At 65.4% G+C, this 20110-nt stretch carries 20 protein-coding genes, 1 pseudogene and 2 riboswitches; of the genes and pseudogenes, 7 read left to right on the top strand and 14 right to left on the bottom strand.

Annotated features, from left to right (window positions below; genetic code table 11):
* Nucleotides 1–11: 11 nt before the first annotated feature.
* The 6 genes and pseudogenes from ACZZZM_RS07835 to ACZZZM_RS07810 all read right to left on the bottom strand — a co-directional run bounded on the left by ACZZZM_RS07835 (nt 12) and on the right by ACZZZM_RS07810 (nt 6004).
* Nucleotides 12–365: a DUF6481 family protein gene (locus ACZZZM_RS07835; RefSeq protein ID WP_463594545.1), complete on the bottom strand. Its 354-nt coding sequence runs from the start codon at nt 363–365 to the stop codon at nt 12–14.
* 24 nt (nt 366–389) lie between these two features.
* A pseudogene (gene gcvPB / locus ACZZZM_RS07830) lies at nt 390–1962 on the bottom strand (aminomethyl-transferring glycine dehydrogenase subunit GcvPB).
* Nucleotides 1959–3317, bottom strand: a complete 1359-nt coding sequence (gene gcvPA, locus ACZZZM_RS07825) for an aminomethyl-transferring glycine dehydrogenase subunit GcvPA (RefSeq protein WP_463594544.1) — start codon at nt 3315–3317, stop codon at nt 1959–1961. Before gcvPA ends, gcvPB begins: the two are co-directional and overlap by 4 nt.
* Before the next feature lie 148 nt (nt 3318–3465).
* Nucleotides 3466–3837 (bottom strand): glycine cleavage system protein GcvH, encoded by a 372-nt coding sequence (gene gcvH, locus ACZZZM_RS07820; protein ID WP_463594543.1) that lies wholly within the window; start codon nt 3835–3837, stop codon nt 3466–3468.
* Nucleotides 3837–5033 (bottom strand): glycine cleavage system aminomethyltransferase GcvT, encoded by a 1197-nt coding sequence (gene gcvT / locus ACZZZM_RS07815; RefSeq protein WP_463594542.1) that lies wholly within the window; start codon nt 5031–5033, stop codon nt 3837–3839. The genes gcvH and gcvT overlap by 1 nt, the downstream gene beginning before the upstream one ends.
* Before the next feature lie 66 nt (nt 5034–5099).
* Nucleotides 5100–5194: riboswitch (glycine riboswitch) on the bottom strand.
* Nucleotide 5195: 1 nt separating this feature from the next.
* Nucleotides 5196–5290, bottom strand: a riboswitch (glycine riboswitch).
* A 78-nt stretch (nt 5291–5368) separates the two neighbouring features.
* A complete protein-coding gene (locus tag ACZZZM_RS07810) occupies nt 5369–6004 on the bottom strand; it encodes a hypothetical protein (RefSeq protein ID WP_463594541.1) in 636 nt (211 codons plus the stop codon).
* Nucleotides 6005–6110: 106 nt separating this feature from the next.
* On the opposite strand from ACZZZM_RS07810, the gene ispH reads away from it, so the two are divergent.
* From ispH to ACZZZM_RS07790, 4 genes are all read left to right on the top strand, one after another.
* A complete protein-coding gene (gene ispH, locus ACZZZM_RS07805) occupies nt 6111–7064 on the top strand; it encodes a 4-hydroxy-3-methylbut-2-enyl diphosphate reductase (RefSeq protein WP_463594540.1) in 954 nt (317 codons plus the stop codon).
* Nucleotides 7065–7180: 116 nt separating this feature from the next.
* Nucleotides 7181–8137: a homoserine kinase gene (thrB, locus tag ACZZZM_RS07800; RefSeq protein WP_463594539.1), complete on the top strand. Its 957-nt coding sequence runs from the start codon at nt 7181–7183 to the stop codon at nt 8135–8137.
* Nucleotides 8134–8574 carry a ribonuclease HI gene (gene rnhA, locus ACZZZM_RS07795; RefSeq protein WP_463594538.1) on the top strand — a complete coding sequence of 147 codons (441 nt, stop codon included), beginning with the start codon at nt 8134–8136 and terminating at the stop codon, nt 8572–8574. The genes thrB and rnhA overlap by 4 nt, the downstream gene beginning before the upstream one ends.
* Complete coding sequence (locus ACZZZM_RS07790) at nt 8510–8941, top strand: DUF6894 family protein (protein WP_463594537.1); 432 nt, start codon at nt 8510–8512, stop codon at nt 8939–8941. Before rnhA ends, ACZZZM_RS07790 begins: the two co-directional genes overlap by 65 nt.
* 7 nt (nt 8942–8948) lie before the next feature.
* On the opposite strand, the gene ACZZZM_RS07785 is transcribed toward ACZZZM_RS07790, so the two are convergent.
* Nucleotides 8949–9359, bottom strand: coding sequence for an acyl-CoA thioesterase (locus ACZZZM_RS07785; protein WP_463594536.1), 411 nt, complete (start codon nt 9357–9359; stop codon nt 8949–8951).
* Between the two features lie 156 nt (nt 9360–9515).
* On the opposite strand from ACZZZM_RS07785, the gene manD reads away from it, so the two are divergent.
* Both manD and ACZZZM_RS07775 read left to right on the top strand, forming a co-directional pair.
* Nucleotides 9516–10727: a D-mannonate dehydratase ManD gene (manD, locus tag ACZZZM_RS07780; RefSeq protein WP_463594535.1), complete on the top strand. Its 1212-nt coding sequence runs from the start codon at nt 9516–9518 to the stop codon at nt 10725–10727.
* A gap of 212 nt (nt 10728–10939) precedes the next feature.
* Entirely contained in the window at nt 10940–11491 is a 552-nt protein-coding gene (locus ACZZZM_RS07775; RefSeq protein WP_463594534.1) for a hypothetical protein, read from the top strand.
* 141 nt (nt 11492–11632) lie between these two features.
* Here the strand turns inward: ACZZZM_RS07775 and ACZZZM_RS07770 are convergent, their stop codons facing one another.
* From ACZZZM_RS07770 to ACZZZM_RS07750, 5 genes are read right to left on the bottom strand one after another with little or no spacing between them, the layout of a single operon-like run.
* A complete protein-coding gene (locus tag ACZZZM_RS07770; RefSeq protein WP_463594533.1) occupies nt 11633–12364 on the bottom strand; it encodes an extensin-like domain-containing protein in 732 nt (243 codons plus the stop codon).
* A complete protein-coding gene (locus tag ACZZZM_RS07765) occupies nt 12361–13104 on the bottom strand; it encodes an NUDIX hydrolase (protein ID WP_463594532.1) in 744 nt (247 codons plus the stop codon). The genes ACZZZM_RS07770 and ACZZZM_RS07765 overlap by 4 nt, the downstream gene beginning before the upstream one ends.
* A 29-nt stretch (nt 13105–13133) precedes the next feature.
* Nucleotides 13134–14147 carry an SMP-30/gluconolactonase/LRE family protein gene (locus ACZZZM_RS07760; protein WP_463594531.1) on the bottom strand — a complete coding sequence of 338 codons (1014 nt, stop codon included), beginning with the start codon at nt 14145–14147 and terminating at the stop codon, nt 13134–13136.
* An 11-nt stretch (nt 14148–14158) separates the two neighbouring features.
* Nucleotides 14159–15505: a GntT/GntP/DsdX family permease gene (locus tag ACZZZM_RS07755; RefSeq protein ID WP_463594530.1), complete on the bottom strand. Its 1347-nt coding sequence runs from the start codon at nt 15503–15505 to the stop codon at nt 14159–14161.
* A gap of 43 nt (nt 15506–15548) precedes the next feature.
* On the bottom strand, nt 15549–16664 hold the full coding sequence (locus ACZZZM_RS07750) for a Gfo/Idh/MocA family protein (RefSeq protein WP_463594529.1): 1116 nt from the start codon (nt 16662–16664) through the stop codon (nt 15549–15551).
* 138 nt (nt 16665–16802) lie between these two features.
* On the opposite strand from ACZZZM_RS07750, the gene ACZZZM_RS07745 reads away from it, so the two are divergent.
* Nucleotides 16803–18035 (top strand): endo-1,4-beta-xylanase, encoded by a 1233-nt coding sequence (locus ACZZZM_RS07745; protein ID WP_463594528.1) that lies wholly within the window; start codon nt 16803–16805, stop codon nt 18033–18035.
* Here ACZZZM_RS07745 and ACZZZM_RS07740 read toward each other — a convergent pair whose 3' ends face one another.
* Nucleotides 18036–19364: an ATP-binding protein gene (locus tag ACZZZM_RS07740; protein ID WP_463594527.1), complete on the bottom strand. Its 1329-nt coding sequence runs from the start codon at nt 19362–19364 to the stop codon at nt 18036–18038. It abuts the gene before it with no gap.
* Nucleotides 19361–20083: a response regulator gene (locus tag ACZZZM_RS07735; RefSeq protein WP_463594526.1), complete on the bottom strand. Its 723-nt coding sequence runs from the start codon at nt 20081–20083 to the stop codon at nt 19361–19363. The genes ACZZZM_RS07740 and ACZZZM_RS07735 overlap by 4 nt, the downstream gene beginning before the upstream one ends.
* Between the last annotated feature and the right edge of the window lie 27 nt (nt 20084–20110).

Genomic DNA, 20110 nt, shown 5'->3' with positions numbered 1-20110 from the left:
GATCTAGAAAATTATTTCCGCGCCTTGCGGGCGGCGTAGCGGGCGTCGCGCTTAGCCTTTTGCTCTTCGGCCGAAGGCAGCATGAACGAGCGGGCGATCTTGTCCTTCGCCTCTTGCGCGGCTTCGTCCGCGGCCGCCTTTGCAGCGGCTTCCTCGGCTTCCTTCGCAGCCTTGGCGGCCTCGATCGCAGCCTTCTTCGCGGCGCGCGCCTCGGCCTCTTCGGCTTCCTTCTTCTCGCGCGCAGCGCGGCGCTCGGCCAGCTCGGCCTCGCTCAGCTTGGGCGCTGCCTTGAGCTTCTCGAGCAACGCCTTCTTGGCGTCCTTCGAACGGTCGGCGCGGTCTCGGAAAGTGTCGTTATACGTCATACTTCGATCATAACTCCTGCGCGGCTATTCGGCCGCCTGTGCCCCGAGGGGCTCTTTCCACGCGAGGACCGGCTTGCGTGCGGCGAGCGTCTCATCGAGACGTCGGCGCGGGGCGAAATGCGGCGCGGTCTTGATCGCGGGGTCGCCGCCCTTAGCCCGTTCGGCGACAGAACGGAAGGCGCCAATGAATTGATCGAGCGCAGCCTTGCTTTCGGTCTCGGTCGGCTCGACCAGCATAGCACCGTGCACGACCAGCGGGAAATAGACCGTCATCGGGTGATAGCCCTCGTCGATCAGGCCCTTGGCGATGTCGATCGTCGAGAAGCCTTCGGGGAGTCCGCGGTCGCTGAAGATGGCTTCGTGCATGCATGGGCCCGAGTTCGGCGAAGGGCGCGTCGAGCACGTCCTCCATCGAGCGCAGGATGTAGTTCGCGTTGAGCACCGAATCCTCGGCGACCTGGCGCAGGCCATCGGCACCATGGCTGAGAATATAGGTCAGCGCGCGCGTAAACATGCCCATCTGACCATGGAAGGCGGTCATGCGGCCGAACGTGCCCGCGTGATGCTTCTCGGCGGTTTCCTCCTCGACGAGGCGGAAGCCGTCCGCGGTCTTCTCGACGAAAGGCAAGGGCGCATAAGGGCTGAGCGCTTCGGAAAGCACCACGGGGCCCGAGCCTGGGCCGCCGCCGCCGTGCGGAGTCGAGAAGGTTTTGTGCAGGTTGATATGCATCGCGTCGATGCCGAGATCGCCGGGACGGACGCGACCGACGATCGCGTTGAAATTGGCGCCGTCGCAATAGACGTAGCCGCCCGCTGCATGCACCGCGTCCGAAATCTCGCGCATGTCGCGCTCGAACAGGCCGCAGGTATTGGGGTTGGTGATCATCACCCCGGCGATGTCGGGGCCGAGTCGCGCCTTGAGCGCTTGCAGATCCACACGGCCATCATCGGTCGCGGGAATGTCTTCGACGGTGAAGCCCGCGAATGCCGCGGTTGCCGGGTTCGTGCCGTGCGCGCTGATCGGCACCAGCAGGATCTTGCGCGCCTGCTCGCCCCGCGCATCGAGCGCCGCGCGGATCGCGAGGACGCCGCACAGCTCGCCATGGGCACCGGCCTTGGGGCTCATCGCAACGCTGTGCATGCCGGTGAGGGTGATTAGCCAGTGCGCGAGCTGGTCGATGACTTCGAACGCGCCCTGCGCGCAATCGACCGGGGTCAGCGGGTGAAGGTCGGCAAAGCCGGGCAGCCGCGCCATGCGCTCGTTGAGGCGCGGATTGTGCTTCATCGTGCAGCTGCCGAGCGGGAACAGGCCGAGATCGATGGCATAGTTCTGGCGGCTGAGGCGGGTGTAGTGCCGCACCGTCTCCGGCTCGGACAGTCCGGGCAAGCCGATGTCGGCATGACGCTCGAGACCGGCGAGACGCGATGCGCCTGCCGGCACTTCGGCGAAGTCCACGCCCGTGGTGCCGAGCGAACCGATCTCGAAGATCAGCGCTTCCTCGAGCATCAGCGCGCGATTGCCGGTGAAGGTGGCGGCGTCGCTCTCGCCCTTTTCAGGCGTGGTCGGACGCCAGCCGCCTGCGTTGATGCTGCTCATGCCAGCGCCTCCCGGAGCGCGGAGGCAAGTGTCTCGACGTCCTCCGATGTTGTGGTTTCGGTGACGGCGACGATCAGGCCGTTTTCGAGGCTCGCTTCGCCCGGATAGAGGCGGCCGAGCGACACGCCGGCGAGGATGCCGTTGTTCGCGAGATCGCGGACGACCGGGCGGGCTTCCTTGGAGAGCTTGAGGGTAAATTCGTTGAAGAAGCTTGGGGTGACCAGTTCAACGCCGGGGACGGCCGCGAGCGTGTCGGCGGCAGCGGAGGCGCCGGCATGGTTGATCGCGGCGAGCTGGCGCAGGCCCTTTTCGCCGAGCAGGGTCATGTGGATCGACCAGGCCAAAGCGCACAGCACCGAGCTGGTGCAGATGTTCGACGTCGCCTTTTCGCGGCGGATATGCTGCTCGCGGGTACTGAGCGTCAGGACGAAACCGCGCTTGCCTTCGGCATCGACCGTTTCACCACAAAGCCGGCCGGGCATCTGGCGGACGAGCTTTTCCGAGCAGGCGAACAGGCCGACATACGGCCCGCCGAACTGGAGGCCGACGCCGATCGACTGTCCTTCGCCGACGACGATGTCCGCGCCCATCTCGCCGGGCGATTTGATCGCGCCCAATGCCACCGGTTCGGTGACGACGGCGACGAGCAGCGCCTTCTTCGCGTGGCAGGCTTCGGCGAGCTTGGAGAGATCGGCGATGCGGCCGAGGATGTCAGGGTATTGGACGACCACGCAGCTGGTGTCGTCGTCGATCTGCGCGATGAGATCGTCGGTGTCGGGGGTCGGGGTCAGCGTCGGCACCGAGGTGATCAGCTGGTCGCCGGTGAACTTGGCCATGGTGTTGGCGACCGAGACGTAATGCGGGTGGAGTCCGCCCGAGAGGATCGCCTTGCCGCGGCGGGTGACGCGGCGGGCCATCACGATCGCTTCCCAGCACGCAGTCGAGCCGTCGTACATCGATGCGTTCGCCACGTCGCAGCCAAGCAGGCGCGCGACCTGCGACTGGAACTCGAACATCATCTGCAGCGTGCCCTGCGCGATTTCGGGCTGGTACGGCGTGTAGGCGGTGAGGAATTCGCCGCGCTGGATAAGGTGATCGACGCTGGCGGGCACGTGATGCTTGTACGCCCCTGCCCCGAGGAAGAACGGCGCGTCGCCAGCGGCGAGGTTCTTGCGCGCGAGTGCGCTCATGTGGCGCTCGACCGCGAGTTCGCTGGCATGCATCGGCAGGCCGTGGATCGGGCCGTCGAGCTGGGCGACGCCGGGCACATCGACGAAAAGATCGTCGATCGATTTGGCGCCGATTACGCCGAGCATTTCGGTGCGGTCGGTGGGGGTAAGGGGCAGGTAGCGCATTTGGGTCTCCGACCGGCGGCCAAACAAAACACCCGTCACCCCGGCCGAAGTGCCGGGGTCCATCAAGCCGCGAGGGATGCGCTGGAACTTCCTGCTCCGCGCGCGCGGCACGATGGATGCCGGAACAAGTCCGGCATGACGGCTAAACTCAAAGCTTGCTCACGAACTCGGCGTATGCAGCTTCGTCCATCAGGCTCTCGACTTCGCTGGCGTCGCTCAGTGTGATCTTGAAGAACCAGCCATCGCCTTCGGGGTCTTCGTTGACCAGTTCGGGCGTGTCCGCCAGCGCAGGATTGCCTTCGAGGACGGTGCCCGAGACTGGCGAATAGACGTCGGAAGCGGCCTTGACCGATTCAACCACGGCGACATCGTCGCCCTTGGTCACGTCCTTGCCCTCATCGGGGGTCTCGACGAACACGATGTCGCCGAGCTGGCTCTGGGCATATTCGCTGATGCCGACGGTGCCGATGTCGCCATCGACTTCGACCCACTCATGATCTTCGGTGTAAAAGCGGCTCATCAGGCTCCCTTTCTGACATAGCGATGGGGGACGAAGGGCATCTGCACGACCTCCGCGGTGTGGATCTTGCCGCGCTGGGCAAGGGTGATTTTGGTGCCGATCTCGGCCAGTGCGACAGGCACATAGGCCATGGCGATCGGCTTCTGCACCGTGGGCGCGAAGCCGCCGCTGGTGACCTTGCCGACGGTGGTGCCGTCTTCATCGACCACTGCAGCGCCTTCGCGGACCGGCTGGCGACCCTCGACGATCAGCCCGACGCGTTTGAGGATCGGGCCGTTCTCGCGCTCGAGCATGATCCGCTGATGGCCCGGGAAGCCGCCCTGCTCGCGGCGGCGCTTCTTGAGCGCGAAGCCCAGGGCGGCGGAAACCGGCGTCGTCTCTTCGTCGAGATCATGGCCGTAAAGGGGGAGATCCGCTTCGAGGCGGAGCGAATCGCGGGCGCCCAGCCCAATCGGCTTGACCGAATCCTGCGCGGTCAGCGCATCGGCAAGCGCTTCGGCGGCCGCGGCGAGGACCGAGATCTCGAAGCCGTCCTCGCCGGTGTAACCCGAGCGGCTGATCCACAGATCATGGCCCTGCCACTGGAACGCGGCACCCTGCATGAACACCAAGGCCTCGACCCCCGGGATCAGCTGCGCCAGCGCCGTGACCGCCTTGGGGCCTTGCAGCGCCAGCAGCGCCTGCTCGTCCAGGTGATTGAGCGTGATCTCGTCGGCGAGATGCTCGCGGAAATGCGCGATATCGTCATATTTGGTCGCGCCGTTAACGACCATATAGACGCTGCCGTCCTCCCAGCGCGTGAGCATCAGATCGTCGAGGATGCCACCATTCTCGGCGAGAAGGAGCGAGTAGAGTGGGTGATTGGGCTTGGCTGCGGCGATGTCTGCCGGCATCAGTGCTTCGAGTGCGGCCTCGACCCCTTCGCCAGAGAATACAAGCTGCCCCATGTGCGACACGTCGAACAATCCGGCATGCTCGCGCACCCAGAGATGCTCGGCCATGATGCCTTCATACTGGACCGGCATTTCGTAACCCGCGAACGGCACCATCCGGCCACCGCGGGCGCGGTGCCAGGCGTCGAGCGGGAGCTTGGCCAGCGCCGGCTCGCCTTCCCCGCCATCGGGATCGCCTGAATATTCGGTGCCGCGCGCCTGGGTGAATTCGTCGGTGGGGCCGTTATGGACTTCTCGGCTCATCGGTCACGCTCCGCGGCAATGGGTCAACGACGAGCCCGCGCTTCGCCAAGCGCCGAGTCCATCGCCCCCTCTGTCACGGGAACCTGAGAGCTTTCACTCCGGATGCCCGGAGCTTACCCCTTCGGTGACCGCCCCTTTGCGGAGCGGTGCTTTCCAGAGTGTCGTGTACGCGCGGTCCCTGATGCCTGAGAGATTCCGGGGCGGTTGCTCCTTCGGCGGAGAAGGATTGCTCCTTCACACTCTCCCGCGCGTGCCTATCGACAAGGAAGGCCTTGGCGGTGGGGATGATTCGAGTCAACGGCAAACTCCTCTCCTGGAAGGGAGGGGAAGAACGGCTATCGCGTGAGATTATACTTCAGCTGGTCCTCGGTCAGCTGGAAGCCGACCAGCGCCTCGAAGGTCGCGGCGAGCACGGCCTGGCGGATGGCGGGATCGGCGAGCGGGTCCATCGCCGCGGCCTGATCGCCGGCCCGGCGCTTCTCGGTCAGGCGATCGCGAACGTCCTGGGGAAGAGTCGCCGCCGCACGATCGACGCGGCTGACGGCAGTGCCCTTGGCGCTGGCGCGGGTCTGGCCGGCTTCGAAACGCAGCGTCACGCGGTCGATGCTCTTGGCGATCACCGAAGTTCCACCGCGCACCACGGTGATGAAGTAAGGCAGGCTCACATCGCGGGCTTCGCCGGCCTGGGCGCGGGTTGCGAGCACGTCGAAATTGACGGTGGTGACGATCTGCGGGCCCGCCTCGTCGCAAGTCGAGGTGACGTTGGTGAGCGTCGCGCTGATGTCGATCGCCTTGGCCTCGCGGCTCTGCGGCGGATTGAACTGGGTGACGTCGCCGGTGCCGGCGGGAACGCCGACGCGCGGGCAGGCCGAGCGCAAAGCGGTGATGCCGCCATCGGTGATCTCGCCGGTGCGGCTGCATCCGCCGGCGGCGAGCAGGATCAAGGCGGAGATTGCGAGCTTGCGAACCAAGTTGGGGGCACCTTTCGAAACACTTCACCGGGCAGCCCCGGAAACGGCGGGCACCATAGGAACCACCTTCCGCCCACGCAAGCAATCGCGTAGAGGCTGGCGCACAATGAACGCCACACTCAAACCCGTCCTCGAACTCCTGATCGCCGCGCCGCGCGGCTTCTGCGCCGGTGTCGATCGCGCGATCCGCATCGTCGAGCTGGCGATCGAGAAATATGGCGCGCCGGTCTATGTCCGCCACGAGATCGTCCACAACAAATATGTCGTCGACACGCTCAAGGCCAAGGGCGCGATCTTCGTGACAGAATTGGACGAAGTGCCGGACGGCGTGCCGGTGGTCTTTTCCGCGCATGGCGTGCCAAAGGCAGTGCCGGCCAAGGCAGCCGAGCGCGGGCTCGAATTTCTCGACGCGACTTGCCCTCTAGTCTCAAAGGTCCATCGCCAGGCCGAGCGGCTGGTCGCGGCAGGCCGACATATCCTGTTTATCGGCCATTATGGGCATCCCGAAGTGATCGGCACGTTTGGCCAGGTGCCCGAAGGCGTGATGACGCTGGTCGAGACCCCCGCCGGTGCCGAGACGGTGCAGGTGCCGGATCCAGAGAATTTGGCATTTCTCACCCAGACGACGCTGTCGGTGGATGATACCGCGGCGACGCTGGCGGTGCTCAAGCGGCGCTTTCCGTCGATCCTGGCGCCCGGCCCCAACGATATCTGCTACGCGACGACCAATCGCCAGGGCGCCGTCAAGGCGATCGCCTCATCGGTCGATCTGATGCTGGTGATCGGCTCGCCCAAATCGTCCAACTCGATGCGGCTGGTCGAGGTCGCGGTGCGCAACGGCACCTGCGCGACCTTGATCCAGCGCGCCGATGAGCTGGATTTTTCGTGGTTCGACGGCGTCGGCACGGTGGGTATTACCGCCGGCGCCTCGGCGCCCGAATTGCTGGTGCGCGAGCTGGTCGAGAAGCTCTCGGAGCGCTTCGAAGTGATCGAGCGCGAAGTCGAGACGATCGAGGAAAATGTGGTGTTCAAGCTGCCGCGCGGCCTCGAAGCGGCTTAGCCCACGTGCACAGTTGCACCCCTTCCCGTCATCCCCGCGAAAGCGGGGACCCAGAGTTCAAAGCTGCTCGCCTGCAACCCTGGGTCCCCGCTTTCGCGGGGATGACGGATTAGGCGATGGCCGTCTACACGCAGGTTTCGGCCGAGGCCTTGTCAGTCTTCCTGCAAGGCTTCGATGTCGGGGAACTCGTCTCCGCCAAGGGGATCGCCGAGGGAGTCGAGAACTCCAACTACCTGGTCGACACCTCGCAGGGCCGCTTCATCCTGACGCTCTACGAGAAGCGCGTGGCGGCGGACGATTTGCCCTATTTCATGGCGCTGCTCGATCACCTCGCGGCAAAGGGCCTGCCCGTACCGCCGGCGATCAAGGACCGCGAGGGGCGGGAGATTCACGAGTTGGAAGGCCGCCCCGCCTGCCTGATCAAGTTCCTGCCGGGGGTGTCAGTGTCGCATCCCACGCCGGCACAAGCGCGCGCTGCGGGTGAGGCGATGGGCGCGATGCACGAGGCCGTAGCCGATTTCGCGCTGGCTCGGCCCAATTCGATGGGCGCCGGCACCTGGGCGCCGCTGCTTGCGCGCTGCGGCCCCAGCCTGGACAGGATCGAGCCCGGCCTTTTCGACCGCGTTTCCAATGCACTGGAGCGGGTTCTGGCGCAGTGGCCCCAGCAACTGCCGGCAAGCGCAATCCACGCCGATCTTTTCCCTGACAATGTGCTGATGCTCGGTGAAAAGGTCAGCGGGCTGATCGATTTCTACTTCGCCTGCACCGATATTCGCGCCTTTGATCTTGCGGTGATGCATGGCGCCTGGGCATTCGACGGGACGGGCAGGAATTTCGATCTTGCGATCGGCCATGCGCTGATCGAGGGCTATTCTTTGCGCTTCGGCTTCAGCGACGATGAACGCGCCGCCCTCCCACTTCTCGCGCAGGGCGGTGCGCTGCGCTTCCTGCTGAGCCGCGCCTGGGACTGGCTCAACACCCCCGCCGACGCGATGGTGACACGCAAGGATCCGCTGGCCTATCTGCGCCGCCTCGATTTCTACGAACGCTACGGAGCCGACCTCTTCGCATGACCGAACTTCCCCATGTCGAAATCGCTACCGACGGCGCGTGCAAGGGCAACCCCGGCCGCGGTGGCTGGGGCGTGGTGCTGCGCATCGGCGGCACCGAGAAGGAGTTGTCGGGCGGCGAGGCGCATACCACCAATAATCGCATGGAGCTGATGGCGGCGATCCGCGGGCTACAGGCACTCAAGCGCCCCTGCCGCGTGACGCTATCGACCGACAGCCGCTATGTGATGGACGGCCTCACCAAATGGATACACGGCTGGCTCAAAAATGGCTGGCGGACATCGGATAAGAAGCCGGTCAAGAATGCCGATCTGTGGCAGGAGCTGCTGACCGCATCGAAGGTGCACCGCGTCGAATGGGTTTGGGTGAAGGGTCATGCCGGACACCCGGCGAATGAGCGCGCTGACAGACTGGCAAGCGACGCCGCGCTGGCGATGTAGCCCGCGCGCGCACGCCCAGCGGCGCGCGAAACGAGGCTTTTTGCGCGATATTTTCCGGCCTTGGCGACTTTCGCCACGCGCGGCACGGGCTCCCTGTGCGGAGCCTGCCCAATGCTTCAATATAATATCGAGCTTCGGACGCAGGACCGCGTGTGGGAAAACGCTCTCCATCGAGAAGAACGATACAACCGAACTCCGCATCGAAGTGGCGCGGTTCGTCGGCGAGCTGCTGCGCGACCACGCCGCGGTAATCTGGGCCAATGAGGAATGGCGGGTCGATGTCACCGATACCAGCCGCCTGATCCTGTTCGTGATGCATCTGATCGTGACCAACTCGTCGGCTTCTGCGCCGATGCGTCACCAATAGGCGTCGCTCAGTCGGCCTTGGCGACGAAGAATTTATCGATCACATCCTTGGCCAGCCGCGCCGGACGCAGCGTTTCGGCATCCAGGCAGCACCAACTCGATTTGACTTCGGCGAGCACTTCGCCGCCGCGCTTGATCACCGTTTCGTAAAACGCGCGCGCGCCCTGCACCTTTTCGAGCAGGACGGTGGCAACGACATCGTCGTTCAGGAAAGTCGGGCGGCGATAGGTGATCTCGTGCTTGAGCGCGACCCACATATGCTGGGCGACAGCCTCGACCGGAGCGACATGCTGCCAGTGACTGATCACCGCCGCCTGCACCCATTTGAGATAGGAGGCATTGTTCACATGCCCCATGAAATCGATGTCGGACTGATCGACATCGACCTGGAAATCATAGGGAAGGGCGGTTGCGTTCACGCTGGCACCTTAGCAAGCGCCAGCGATTTGGGCGAGAGGTAACATGCAAAATCGGCGGAAAACCGTAAGCTCCGCAGGAGCGGCGCTTGCCGTAGCGGCAGCTTGACGATAGCGCCGTCCTGCCGCGATATTGTCTGACAACATCGGAGAGAATTCTTGCCTCGCATCACCAATGCCCGCGTCATCGTCACCTGCCCCGGCCGCAATTTCGTAACGCTCAAGATCGAGACTGACGCGGGCGTTTACGGGATCGGCGACGCGACGCTGAACGGCCGCGAGCTGGCGGTGGCGAGCTACCTTACCGACCATGTCATTCCCTGTCTGATCGGCCGCGACGCGCACCGGATCGAGGATATCTGGCAGTATCTCTACAAGGGTGCCTATTGGCGGCGTGGGCCGGTGACTATGTCCGCGATCGCCGCGGTCGATATGGCTTTGTGGGACATTAAGGGCAAGATCGCCGGGCTTCCGGTCTATCAGTTGCTCGGTGGCGCCAGCCGTGAAGGCTGCATGGTCTATGGCCATGCCAACGGCACCGATATTGAAGAGACGATCGACCGCGCCCAGGAATATCTGGAGCAGGGCTACAAGGCCGTCCGCCTGCAATCGGGCGTGCCGGGGATCGCGACCACTTATGGCGTATCGGGCGAGCGCTTTTATTACGAGCCGGCCAAGGGCTCGCTGCCTGACGAGGCGGTGTGGTCGACGAGCAAATATATGCGCCACGTCCCCAAGCTGTTCGACAAGGCGCGAGACGCGCTGGGCTGGGATATCCACTTGCTCCACGACGTTCACCACCGGCTCACCCCGATCGAAGCGGGGCGGCTTGGCAAGGATCTGGAGCCGTACCGACTGTTCTGGTTGGAAGACACGACGCCTGCGGAGAATCAGGCCGCTTTCCGCCTCATCCGCCAGCACACTACGACTCCGCTCGCAGTGGGCGAAATCTTCAACTCGATCTGGGACGCCAAGCAGCTCATCGAGGAACAATTGATCGATTATATCCGCGCGACCGTGGTCCATGCCGGCGGGCTCACCCATCTGCGCCGCATCGCCAGCCTCGCCGATCTCTATCAGGTCCGCACCGGCTGCCATGGCGCGACCGATCTCTCGCCGGTGACGATGGCCGCGGCGCTCCATTTCGGGCTGTCGGTGCCCAATTTCGGCATTCAGGAATATATGCGCCATTCGGCCGAGACCGACGCCGTCTTCCCGCATGGCTACAGCCTCAATCAGGGCCTGATGCACCCCGGCGAAGCGCCTGGGCTAGGGGTCGATATCAACGAGGAAATGGCCGCGAAATACGAATATAAGCGCGCCTATCTGCCCGTGAACCGGCTCGAGGACGGCACGCTGTTCAACTGGTAGGCGATCGTTACGTACCTGAGCTTAGTTGCGCAAAGGCATCACCTGCCGACCTTTTCATGCTCCCGCCCTCCATTCGTCGCAAGCAATGTTGCGCCGCAGCAGCTTTCGCGCTCCATTCTGAACCGGGGAAGACAAGTCGTTAAGCCGCCCGTTAACCAATGCGCGGCATAGTGATTTCGGAGGGTTTGGTTCCGGGGTGGGAGTCGAAGAGCATGGGCGCTAAGATGAAACCGGCAGAAGGCGCGATGACGCTGGCCGAGATGAAGGAATTTGCAGGGTTCAGCGCGGCGACGCAGCGTTATGTTCGCCGCTCGCTCGACATCGGCCTCGAGCGTGAAGACGCGCTGGAACGCTGGTCGCGCGACGGCACCGAGGCCGCGAGCATCCGCGCCCAGGCCCGCATCTACGATCGGCTCCACGAAGTTCGCGCGCTGATGCCCGACGATGCCGATCTGGTTTCGATCGAGCCTTTCATGGCGCCGCTCATCACCATCGCCGCATTCGATCTGGGCCAAGGCCGGATCACCACCTTCTCGGCATTCCGCTTCCTTTACGAGCGCCTGATCGGCGCCGAGGTTCGGCCGTGGCTGCCGGGCGCGTTCTGCGCGGCGGCGGCGCTGCCCCACCTCCATCCGGACCTGCGCCGCAAGCTGCTCCAGTCGATCAGCGAAGCCGCGGCGACTGCCTCGGGCTGGTCGAACCGCCAGCCGGCGTTTTTTCCGCAATGGGTGGAAAAGGTCGATCCGGCGGCGATGTCGAACTGACAGTTTTATTCCTCCCTCGCGCAGGGGGGGACGCAGAGATAGGCTGACGGAGGGGTTTATCGGCGGGCGCTATTGCTCGTTGAGAGGCCCCCTCCAGCACTTCATGGTCCCCCTCCCCGCTTCGCGAGGGAGGAAAAGGAATCACCTGCACGCCCGCCAGCCCATTTCGCCGCGCTCGGCCTGGTCGAGATGCAAGTGATCTCGGTGCGCTGCGTTGTAATCGGGCGAGAGCACCGTGGAGAATAATTTGCACCCGCCGGTGCGGATCTCGCGGAGGAATGCGGCTTTCTCGCCTCCGCCCTTCCAATCATCGAGCACGCTGACTCGCTCGCCGTTCGAGAGGCGGAATGCGGCGATGTCGACCGCGTCGGCAGTGGCGTGTTCGCTCCAATCGCCGGCGCTGCGGCCATAGATGCGGCGGCACGAATAGCTGCCGAGATGATCGATGCGCGTTACCCGCGCGCCGAAATGGCGCTGCGCCGCAGGCTGAAGGACGTTCCATTCCCACACCGCGAGTGCCGCGGCGACCGGACATGAAGTGCCGAGACCGGACGGGCTGTAATCGATCTGCTGCGCCCCGCCCTCGTCGAAGCGGAGCCCGTCGGAATAGCCGCATTGCCCGTCGCTTCTGACCGGCGGCAGCATTGTATAACGCACCCCCGCCGCCCGCAGCAGCGCCCGGCACTGAGCATATTCGCTCGTGAGCCCGGCGAGCTTGCGCCCGGTGAATGCGCCGATCGGCGCCCCCAGATCGAGCCGCGTCCAGGGCAGATCCTGTGGCCGCCCGCGCAGCATCGCGAAGCCCAGCAGCAGCGCGCCCGCCAGCAGGATGAAGATCAGCATTGCGGTGATCACGCGCCGGACCGTCCTCACACCCGGCTCGCCTCCGCGAGCGGCTGGGCGGTGATCGGATAGCCGAGATCGTCGGGGATGCAGAGGAACTGCTCCCCGCCGCGATCCTCGATCCAAGGGGTGACAGTGCGGACCTCGTGCGCCCGCGCATCGGCAACGGCATCGGCAAACGAGCCGAACAATGCGAGGCGATCGAGATTGCGCCGGGTGGGGAAGATGATCTTGGTCTCGCCGCGATCGGCGGCATCGAGCACCGATTGCGCGCTCGCCCAGAACACGCGGACATTCTCGTTGCCATCGACCACCGGCTCGGCGCCCGCGGGCGCCAATGTCAGATAGAAGCGCGTATCGAAAACCTTGTGATGCACGCCGCGGGGCAGCCAGCGCGCGAAGGGGATGAGGTTCTCTAGCCGCAATCGCCCGCCGACTTCCTCCAGGAGCGCTTCCAGCGGCTCACCGGCGTAAAGCCGCCGGCCGAGATCCGGGACTGCGTCCGCGGGGACATCGGCGCCGACCGCGACCCCGGCTTCCTCCAGCGTCTCGCGCACGGCGGCGACGCGTGCCGCCAGGTCGTCGGGGTCGCCTCGGAGCGTCGCCGCCAACGCATGGTCGCCGGGATCGACGCGGCCGCCCGGGAATACCAGCGCCCCCGCCGCGAACGACATCGCGGCGGCGCGCTCGACCATCAGCAGCTCGGGCGCGCCTGCGCCTTCGCGCATCACGATCACCGTCGCGGCAGGAATCACGTCTGGCTCGGACATGCCGCCCGCTTAGGCCGCGAAGGCGCGGGTCACCAGCCCTTGGTCTTCAGCCGTACCTTCGCGATCATGTCGCTCGAGGTGAGGAACAGCGTCTTGCCATCCTCGCCGAAACAGCAGTTTGCGGTCGCCTTGCCGGTCGAGATCAGGCCCAGCCTTTTGCCTTCGGGCGAGAGGACATAGACGCCGCCGGGGCCGGTGGTGAAGATTCGCCCGGCCGCGTCGGTCTTGATGCCGTCGGGCAGGCCGGGGAGCTTCTGGGCAACCTCGGCCGTGAAATCGTCGAGCACGCGGCCCTCGTCCATCGCGCTGCCATCGGCGGCGAGCTCGTAGATGCGGACTTCGGGGCGAGCGGGATCCGAGACGGTGACGTAGAGATACATCAGATTCGGGGAGACGGCGATGCCGTTCGGCCGCGACAGACTCTTGTCGATCAGCGACACTTCGCCGGTGCTGGGGCGGAAATCATAGACGCCGTTATATCCGATTTCCTTGAGCGGCGAGGCATCGCCTTCGGCCAGTCCATAAGGCGGATCGGTGAAAAAGATCAGTCCGTCGCGGCCGATCGCGACATCGTTGCAGCTGTTGAAGCGCATGCCGAAATATCGGTCGGTGACGATCGTCTTCTGCTTGGTCTTCAGATCGACGCGGGCAATCGCTCGGGTGCCCGAATCGGCCATGATCAAGTGGCCCTGGGCATCGATCGCCATGCCGTTGGCGCCCGCCTCGCGGATGCCTGGGGGGATGGGTCCCTGCAGGCCGGAGGGATCGAGGAACTTGGTGACCTTCCCCTTCTGCCATTTGTAGCAGACGTTCGAGGGAACGTCGTTGAATAGCAGATAGCCGCCCTGCTTCACCCAGACCGGGCCCTCGGCCCATTTGTAGCCGGTAGCGAGCACTTCAATCGGGGACTTCACGTCCACCACTGCATCGAAGGCGTTGTCGAACTTGGTGATGCTGCCGACAGTCTCGGCGTGCGCAAGACCGGGGAGGAGCGGCGCAGCGGCCATGCCGGCGAGGACGGCGCGGCGGGTCGTCTGGATCATCTTCATTCCCCTCACACGAAATTCCACAGCAAAGCGGTGCAGGTGAAGATCACTGCGCCGGCGATGGTGGCGCAGAGCGTCCAGCTGCGGAAGGTCTGCGCCTCGGTCAGCCCGAGATACTGCTTCACCAGCCAGAAGCCGGTATCGTTGACATGACTGGCGATCGAGGCGCCGGCGCCGATGGCGATCGTGACCAATGCGACGCGGCTGGGCGACAAAGTGGCGGCGGAGATGAGCGGCGCGGCGAGCCCGGCGGCGGTGACCATCGCGACAGTGGCCGAGCCTTGCGCGATCCGCACGAATGCCGCGAGCAGGAAGGCGAAGACGAGGACCGAGACTTGTGCCGAGGCTACCGCGGCGGTGACCTGCTGCCCTGCCCCGCTCTCGATCAGCACTTCCTTATAAGCAGCGCCCGCGCCGACCACGAGCACCATCAGCCCGGCGGGCTCGAGCGCACGAGTCATGATGCTCGAGATCGTCTCCAGCGGGGCATGGACACGGAAGCGCAGCCATGCGGTGACCGAAAGCGTGGCGAGGATCAGCGCGGTGAAAGGGTGGCCGATGAATTGGAGCGCCGACTTGGCCGGGCCGTTCGCCATGAACTGACCCGCCACGGCCGCGAGCAGGATCAGGGCGAGCGGGACGAGCATCGCGACGAGGGCGGGCCAGAAGCCGATCGGGGCGGTTTGCGGCGCGCCTTCGTCGAGCATCGACGGTGGGGACTGGTCGCCCCAGCCGGGTGCGGAGTGGGCCAGGCGAGCGAACACCGGTCCGGCGATGATCGCTGCCGGGATGCCGCAGACCAGCCCGTAAAAGGCGAGCAGCCCGTAATCGGTGCCGATCAGTTCGGCGACTGCCACCGGACCCGGGTGCGGCGGGAGCAAGGCGTGCATCGTCAGCAGGCCGGCCAGCAGGGGCACAGCGAAATAGGTCACGCGCCGGTCCGCGCGCATCGCCAGCGTGGTCAGAAGCGGCGCGAGGATGATGAAGGCGACGTCGAAGAAGAGCGGGATGCCGACAATGATACCCACGACAGTCAGCGCCCAGGGGATGCGCCGCTCGCCGAATGCGTCGAGCAGCCGATGAGCGATGGCGTTGACGCCGCCCGAGGCTTCGAGCAGTCCGCCGAGGATCGCCCCCAGGCCGATCACCACCGCGACGAAGCCCAGCGCTTCGCCGGTGCCCTTGCGCACCGCGGCGATCACTGCCTGCGGGTCGGCGCCGAAGGCAAGGCCGGTGATCAAGGCGACGAGCAGCAAGGCGAGGAATGGCTGAAGCTTCACGCGCAGCACCAGCACGATCACCGCAGCGATGCTCGCCGCCACGATCAGGAGCGTGCTCCACGGCTCGGGGATCATGCGACGCGCACTTCCGATTCCATGGCCGCGGCGGGCTTGGCGATCACGCCGCCGCGGCCTTCACGGCGCGGTGTTCGCGTGCACTTTGATATATTGCCTCGATCAGCCGCATATCGCGCAGCCCCTCTTCGCCCGAGACGATCGGCTCGCGCCCGCTGATCGCGCATTCGGCGAGGTGATCCAATTGGCTCACGAACTGGTTCTTGGCCGGCGGCGGCAGGAGCATCTGCTCGGCCTTGCCTTCGGTCCGCGTCCACAATTGGTGCCCGTCATAGGATGTGGCCGGCTCCATTCCGACCCAGCCCTTGGTGCCGGTGATGCGGAAAGCGTTGTGCGCCGAACTGTAGCTCGAGACGCAATTTGCGATTAGCCCCAAGCGGAAGCGCATCTGCCAATCGATGCGGTCCTCGACCGTTTTGAAGCGCGGGTCGCTCTTGTCCGTCGATTCCATTGCGCTGACTTCGATCGGCTCCTCGCCCGCCAGATAGCGCGCGGCGTTGAGGCTGTAGATGCCGATGTCCATCATCGATCCGCCCCCCGATAAGGGCCGGTCGAGGCGCCATTGGTTGGGCTGGGCAAAGAAGCCATGTTCGGAAGTGACGAGCGTCGGGCGGCCGACAAAGCCGGTTTTCACCAGTTCGATCGCGCGGCGGTTATGCGGCTCGAAATGGCAGCGATAGCCGATCATCAGCTTGCGGTTCGCCTGCTTCGCCGCCGCGATCATCGCCTCGCATTCGGCGGCCGAGATCGCCATCGGCTTCTCGCACAGCACATGCTTGCCGGCCTGGCTGGCGCGGATCGAATATTCGGCGTGCAGGCTGTTGGGCAGCACGACATAGACCAGGTCGATATCGGGATTGTCCTTGATCCGATCATAATCGGCATAGGAATAGCGGTGCGTCTTCGGGATGCCGTATTCGGTGCCGTATCGCTCGAGCTTGGCGGGCGTGCCGCTGATCAGCGCATTTAGCTCGGCGAACTCGCAATCCTTGAGCCGCGGCATGATCTGGCGGGTCGCGTAGCTGCCAAGCCCGACGATCGCATAGCCGAGCTTGCGCTTCGGAGGCTGGGCGCTGCAGGCGAAAAGCGGCAGCGCGGCGCCGGCCAACCCCACTCCCAGACCCCCGAGCATATCCCGACGCGTGCCGATGATCCCCATTGCCGGCCCTCTCCCAAAGTCGCCACGGCGTTTTCCGCCAACGTTGTCGTGCGCGGTTGACTTCGCGTCAACTCCGGCGTTTGTTAGCGCTACCACGTATGCGGGGCGGTGCAAAGCTGCCGGCTTGGGAGAGCGATGATGGACGAGGCGATTTCCAGGCGGGAAAGCCTGGGGCTGATGCTGGCATTGGCCGCGACGGGCTGCAGCGGCGGGGGGAGCGGCAGCTCGGGCGGAGGAACGGTGGTGACGCCGGCTCCGACTCCCACGGCGAGCGCATCCCCCACGCCGACGCCCGCAATCACCGCGGCCCCGATCAAGGCCAGCGCCGCGGCGAAGAACATGCGCTTCGGTTCGGCGGTGGCGTGGTCGGCGGTGGGGGCAGACGCGGGCTCGTTTGCCAATCCCAGTTATGCGGCGCTGCTGGAAGGGGATTGCGCGATCCTGGTGCCGGAGAACGAGCTCAAATGGCCCTCGATCCGGCCGAGTGCTTCAACCTTCGACTTCACTCGCTTCGATGCGATGCTCGCTTATGCGCAGTCGAAGGGCCTGGCGATGCGGGGGCACACCCTGCTCTGGCACCAGCGCCGCTGGATGCCCGCCTGGGCCGAGAGCCATCCTTATGGGACGGGCGCGGCGGGCGTGGCCGAGGCGCGGCGCATCCTTACCGAACATATCCAGACGGTCATGCGGCGCTATGGGGCGAACATCGTCAGCTATGATGTCGTCAACGAAGCGGTCGATCCGGCGACAGGCGGACTTTACGAAACTGCGCTCAGCACTGCGCTGGGAGGGGCCGAGGCCACGCTCGACCTCGCCTTTCGCACCGCGCGGGCCGAGCTGCCGAGCACGCAGCTCGTTTATAACGACTATATGAGCTGGGAGAGCGGCGGCGCCACGCATCGTGCCGGGGTGCTGGCGCTGCTCCAGGGCTTTAAGGCGCGCGGCGTCCCCGTCGATGCGCTGGGGATCCAGAGCCATATCGGCATCTATTCGAATATGCCGGTGGCCGATCTCGTGACGGCACAGACGCCGGCGTGGCGCACGTTTCTCGATGCGGTGGTGGCGCTTGGCTATAAGCTGGTCATCACCGAGTTCGACGTGCGCGACACTGGGCTTGCCGTAGCGCTACCGGCGCGCGACCAGGCAGTGGCGGAGTATGCGCGCGCCTATCTCGATCTGATGTTTGGCTATCCCCAGCTCAAGGACGTGCTCGCCTGGGGCATGTGCGACAAATACAGCTGGCTGCAGGGCTTTGAGCCGCGCGCCGACGGCCAGCCGCGCCGGCCCTGCCCCTATGATGCGAGCTTCCAGCCGAAATTGCTCCAGAACGCCATCAATGCGGCGTTCGTGGCAACGACGGCGCGGCCCTGATCAGAGCGGCAGCGAGGCTATGGCGAGAAGGCCGCGCGGCTCGCGGGTGCCGAGCGTAAGGTCGCCGCCATGCGCGCGGGCGGCCGCCCGGGCGCTAGGCAGGCCCAGGCCGATCCCACCCGTGTTTCGATTGCGCGAACGCTCGCCGCGGAAGAAGGGCTCGAAAGCGCGGTCGATATCCTCGGCGGGCATGCCCGGTCCTTCGTCGCAGACCTCGACGCGGACCTGATCCTCCTCTTCCACGATGCGCACTTCGGCGCCGCCGGCATATTTGACGGCATTGCCGACGAGATTGGAGAGCATCGCCTTGAGCGCCGCCGAATTGCCGTCGATCACCACCGGCTCACCGGGCTCGAGCGAGACGTCGGCGCCGTGGTCGCTCATATCGTCGACCACCGTTTCGGCGAGCGATCGCAGATCGAGGGGGCGGCGTTCGAGAACGGTGTTGGTGTCGCGGACATAAGCGAGGGTGGCGGCGACCATTTCCTCCATGTCGCGGATGTCGCGCTCGCATGCCTGGCGCAGATCCTCGGGTGCGCCCTCGAGCCGAAGACCGAGCCGCATCAACGGCGTACGCAGATCGTGCGCGACTGCACCGACCACGGCTGCGCGATCGTCGACATAGCGATTGAGCCGCGCCTGCATCCGATTGAATGCCGACGCCGCCTCGGCGATCTCGGCGGGCCCTTGAATCGGGATCGGCGCGGCGCGCGGATCGCGGCCGAGCCGCTCGGCGGCTTCCGCAAAGGTCGCGATCGGCTTGGTCAGCCGCCGCGCCAAGGTCCAGGCGAAGGGAGCGACTGCGCCCGCCGAGAGCACCAGCCACAGGAATACGAACCAGCGCCACGGCTCGAACCCGCCCGAGCGGACGACCGTCCAGGTGCCGTCGGGGTGGCGCAGCGATGCCACGAAGTCACCGGTCACCACCGCAGTGCGCGCGGCATCGGCACTGGCCGGCGCGACCGGCGCGGGAATGCCGGCGCGGTTATAGACCTGTTCGCGCTGGAGGAAGGGCGTGGGAAAGTGAATTTCCACGCGCGTCGGATCGACGCGCATCGCAGTCGCCAGGGCGAGCCCTAGCCGCTCGGCGCGAGGATTCCATTTGAAGGATTCGAGCGTGTCGGTGCGTTCGACATCGAAGGTGCCGACATTGTCGACGCCCCGCGCCAGCGCATCGGCAACTTCTCCGACCGTAGACAGACGGGCGGCGGGCGACTGGACCGCAACCAGCAGAGCCAGGTTCATCAGCTGGACGACTGCGACGCAGATCAGCATCAGCAGGAAGACGCGGAGGAACAGAGGCGAGCGCCCCACCCCGCGAAGCTTCACGCGCGGACGACTCGCGGGACGAAGAGATAGCCTTCGTTGCGAACGGTACGGATGATCTCGTCACCGCTCGAGCGCAGCTTGCGGCGCAAGCGGCTGACCTGGACGTCGATCGCGCGGTCATACGCGTCCGAATCCGGGCCGCGCGCCGCCGCCAACAGCGCCTCGCGTGACAGCACCCGGCGCGGGCGCTCGATGAAGACGCGCAGCACTGCGAATTCGCCGTCGGTGAGGCCGACCAGAACGCCGTTCGGATCGAACAGTTCGTGGCTGCCGAGATCGATCCGCCAGCCGTCAAAGCCATAGACGTCGCTATCGGGCTTGGCGGTCGCGCCGCGCTTGCGCAGGGCCGCGCGCACGGTGGCGAGGATCTCGCGCGGGCTGCAGGGCTTGGGCAAATAATGGCTGGCGCCGACTTCGAGGCCGAGAATGCGATCCTGCTCCTCGCCGAGCGCGCTCAGCAGGACGATTTCGGGACCATCGGCGCGAGAGATACGGCGACAGGCGGAAAGCCCGTCTTCGCCCGGCATCATCACGTCGAGGATGACAAGATCGACCGAAGTGCGCGCAAGGATCTGGTCCATGTCGCGGGTGTTCGACGCAGTCTCGACGCGGTAACCGCGCGCGCCGAGGCTGTTCGCCAGCAACATGCGAATGTCGCGATCATCGTCTACGACGAGCAAGGTCGCCGAATCGTCTGCGGGGATAGGAGCATTGATCATGTTGCTGCCTTTAACCCTGTATGCGTC

The sequence above is a fragment of the Sphingomonas sp. AC522 genome (assembly GCF_979258125.1).
The sequence above is the reverse complement of the archived record's forward strand: the minus strand, read 5'-3'. Positions and strand labels throughout refer to the sequence as shown.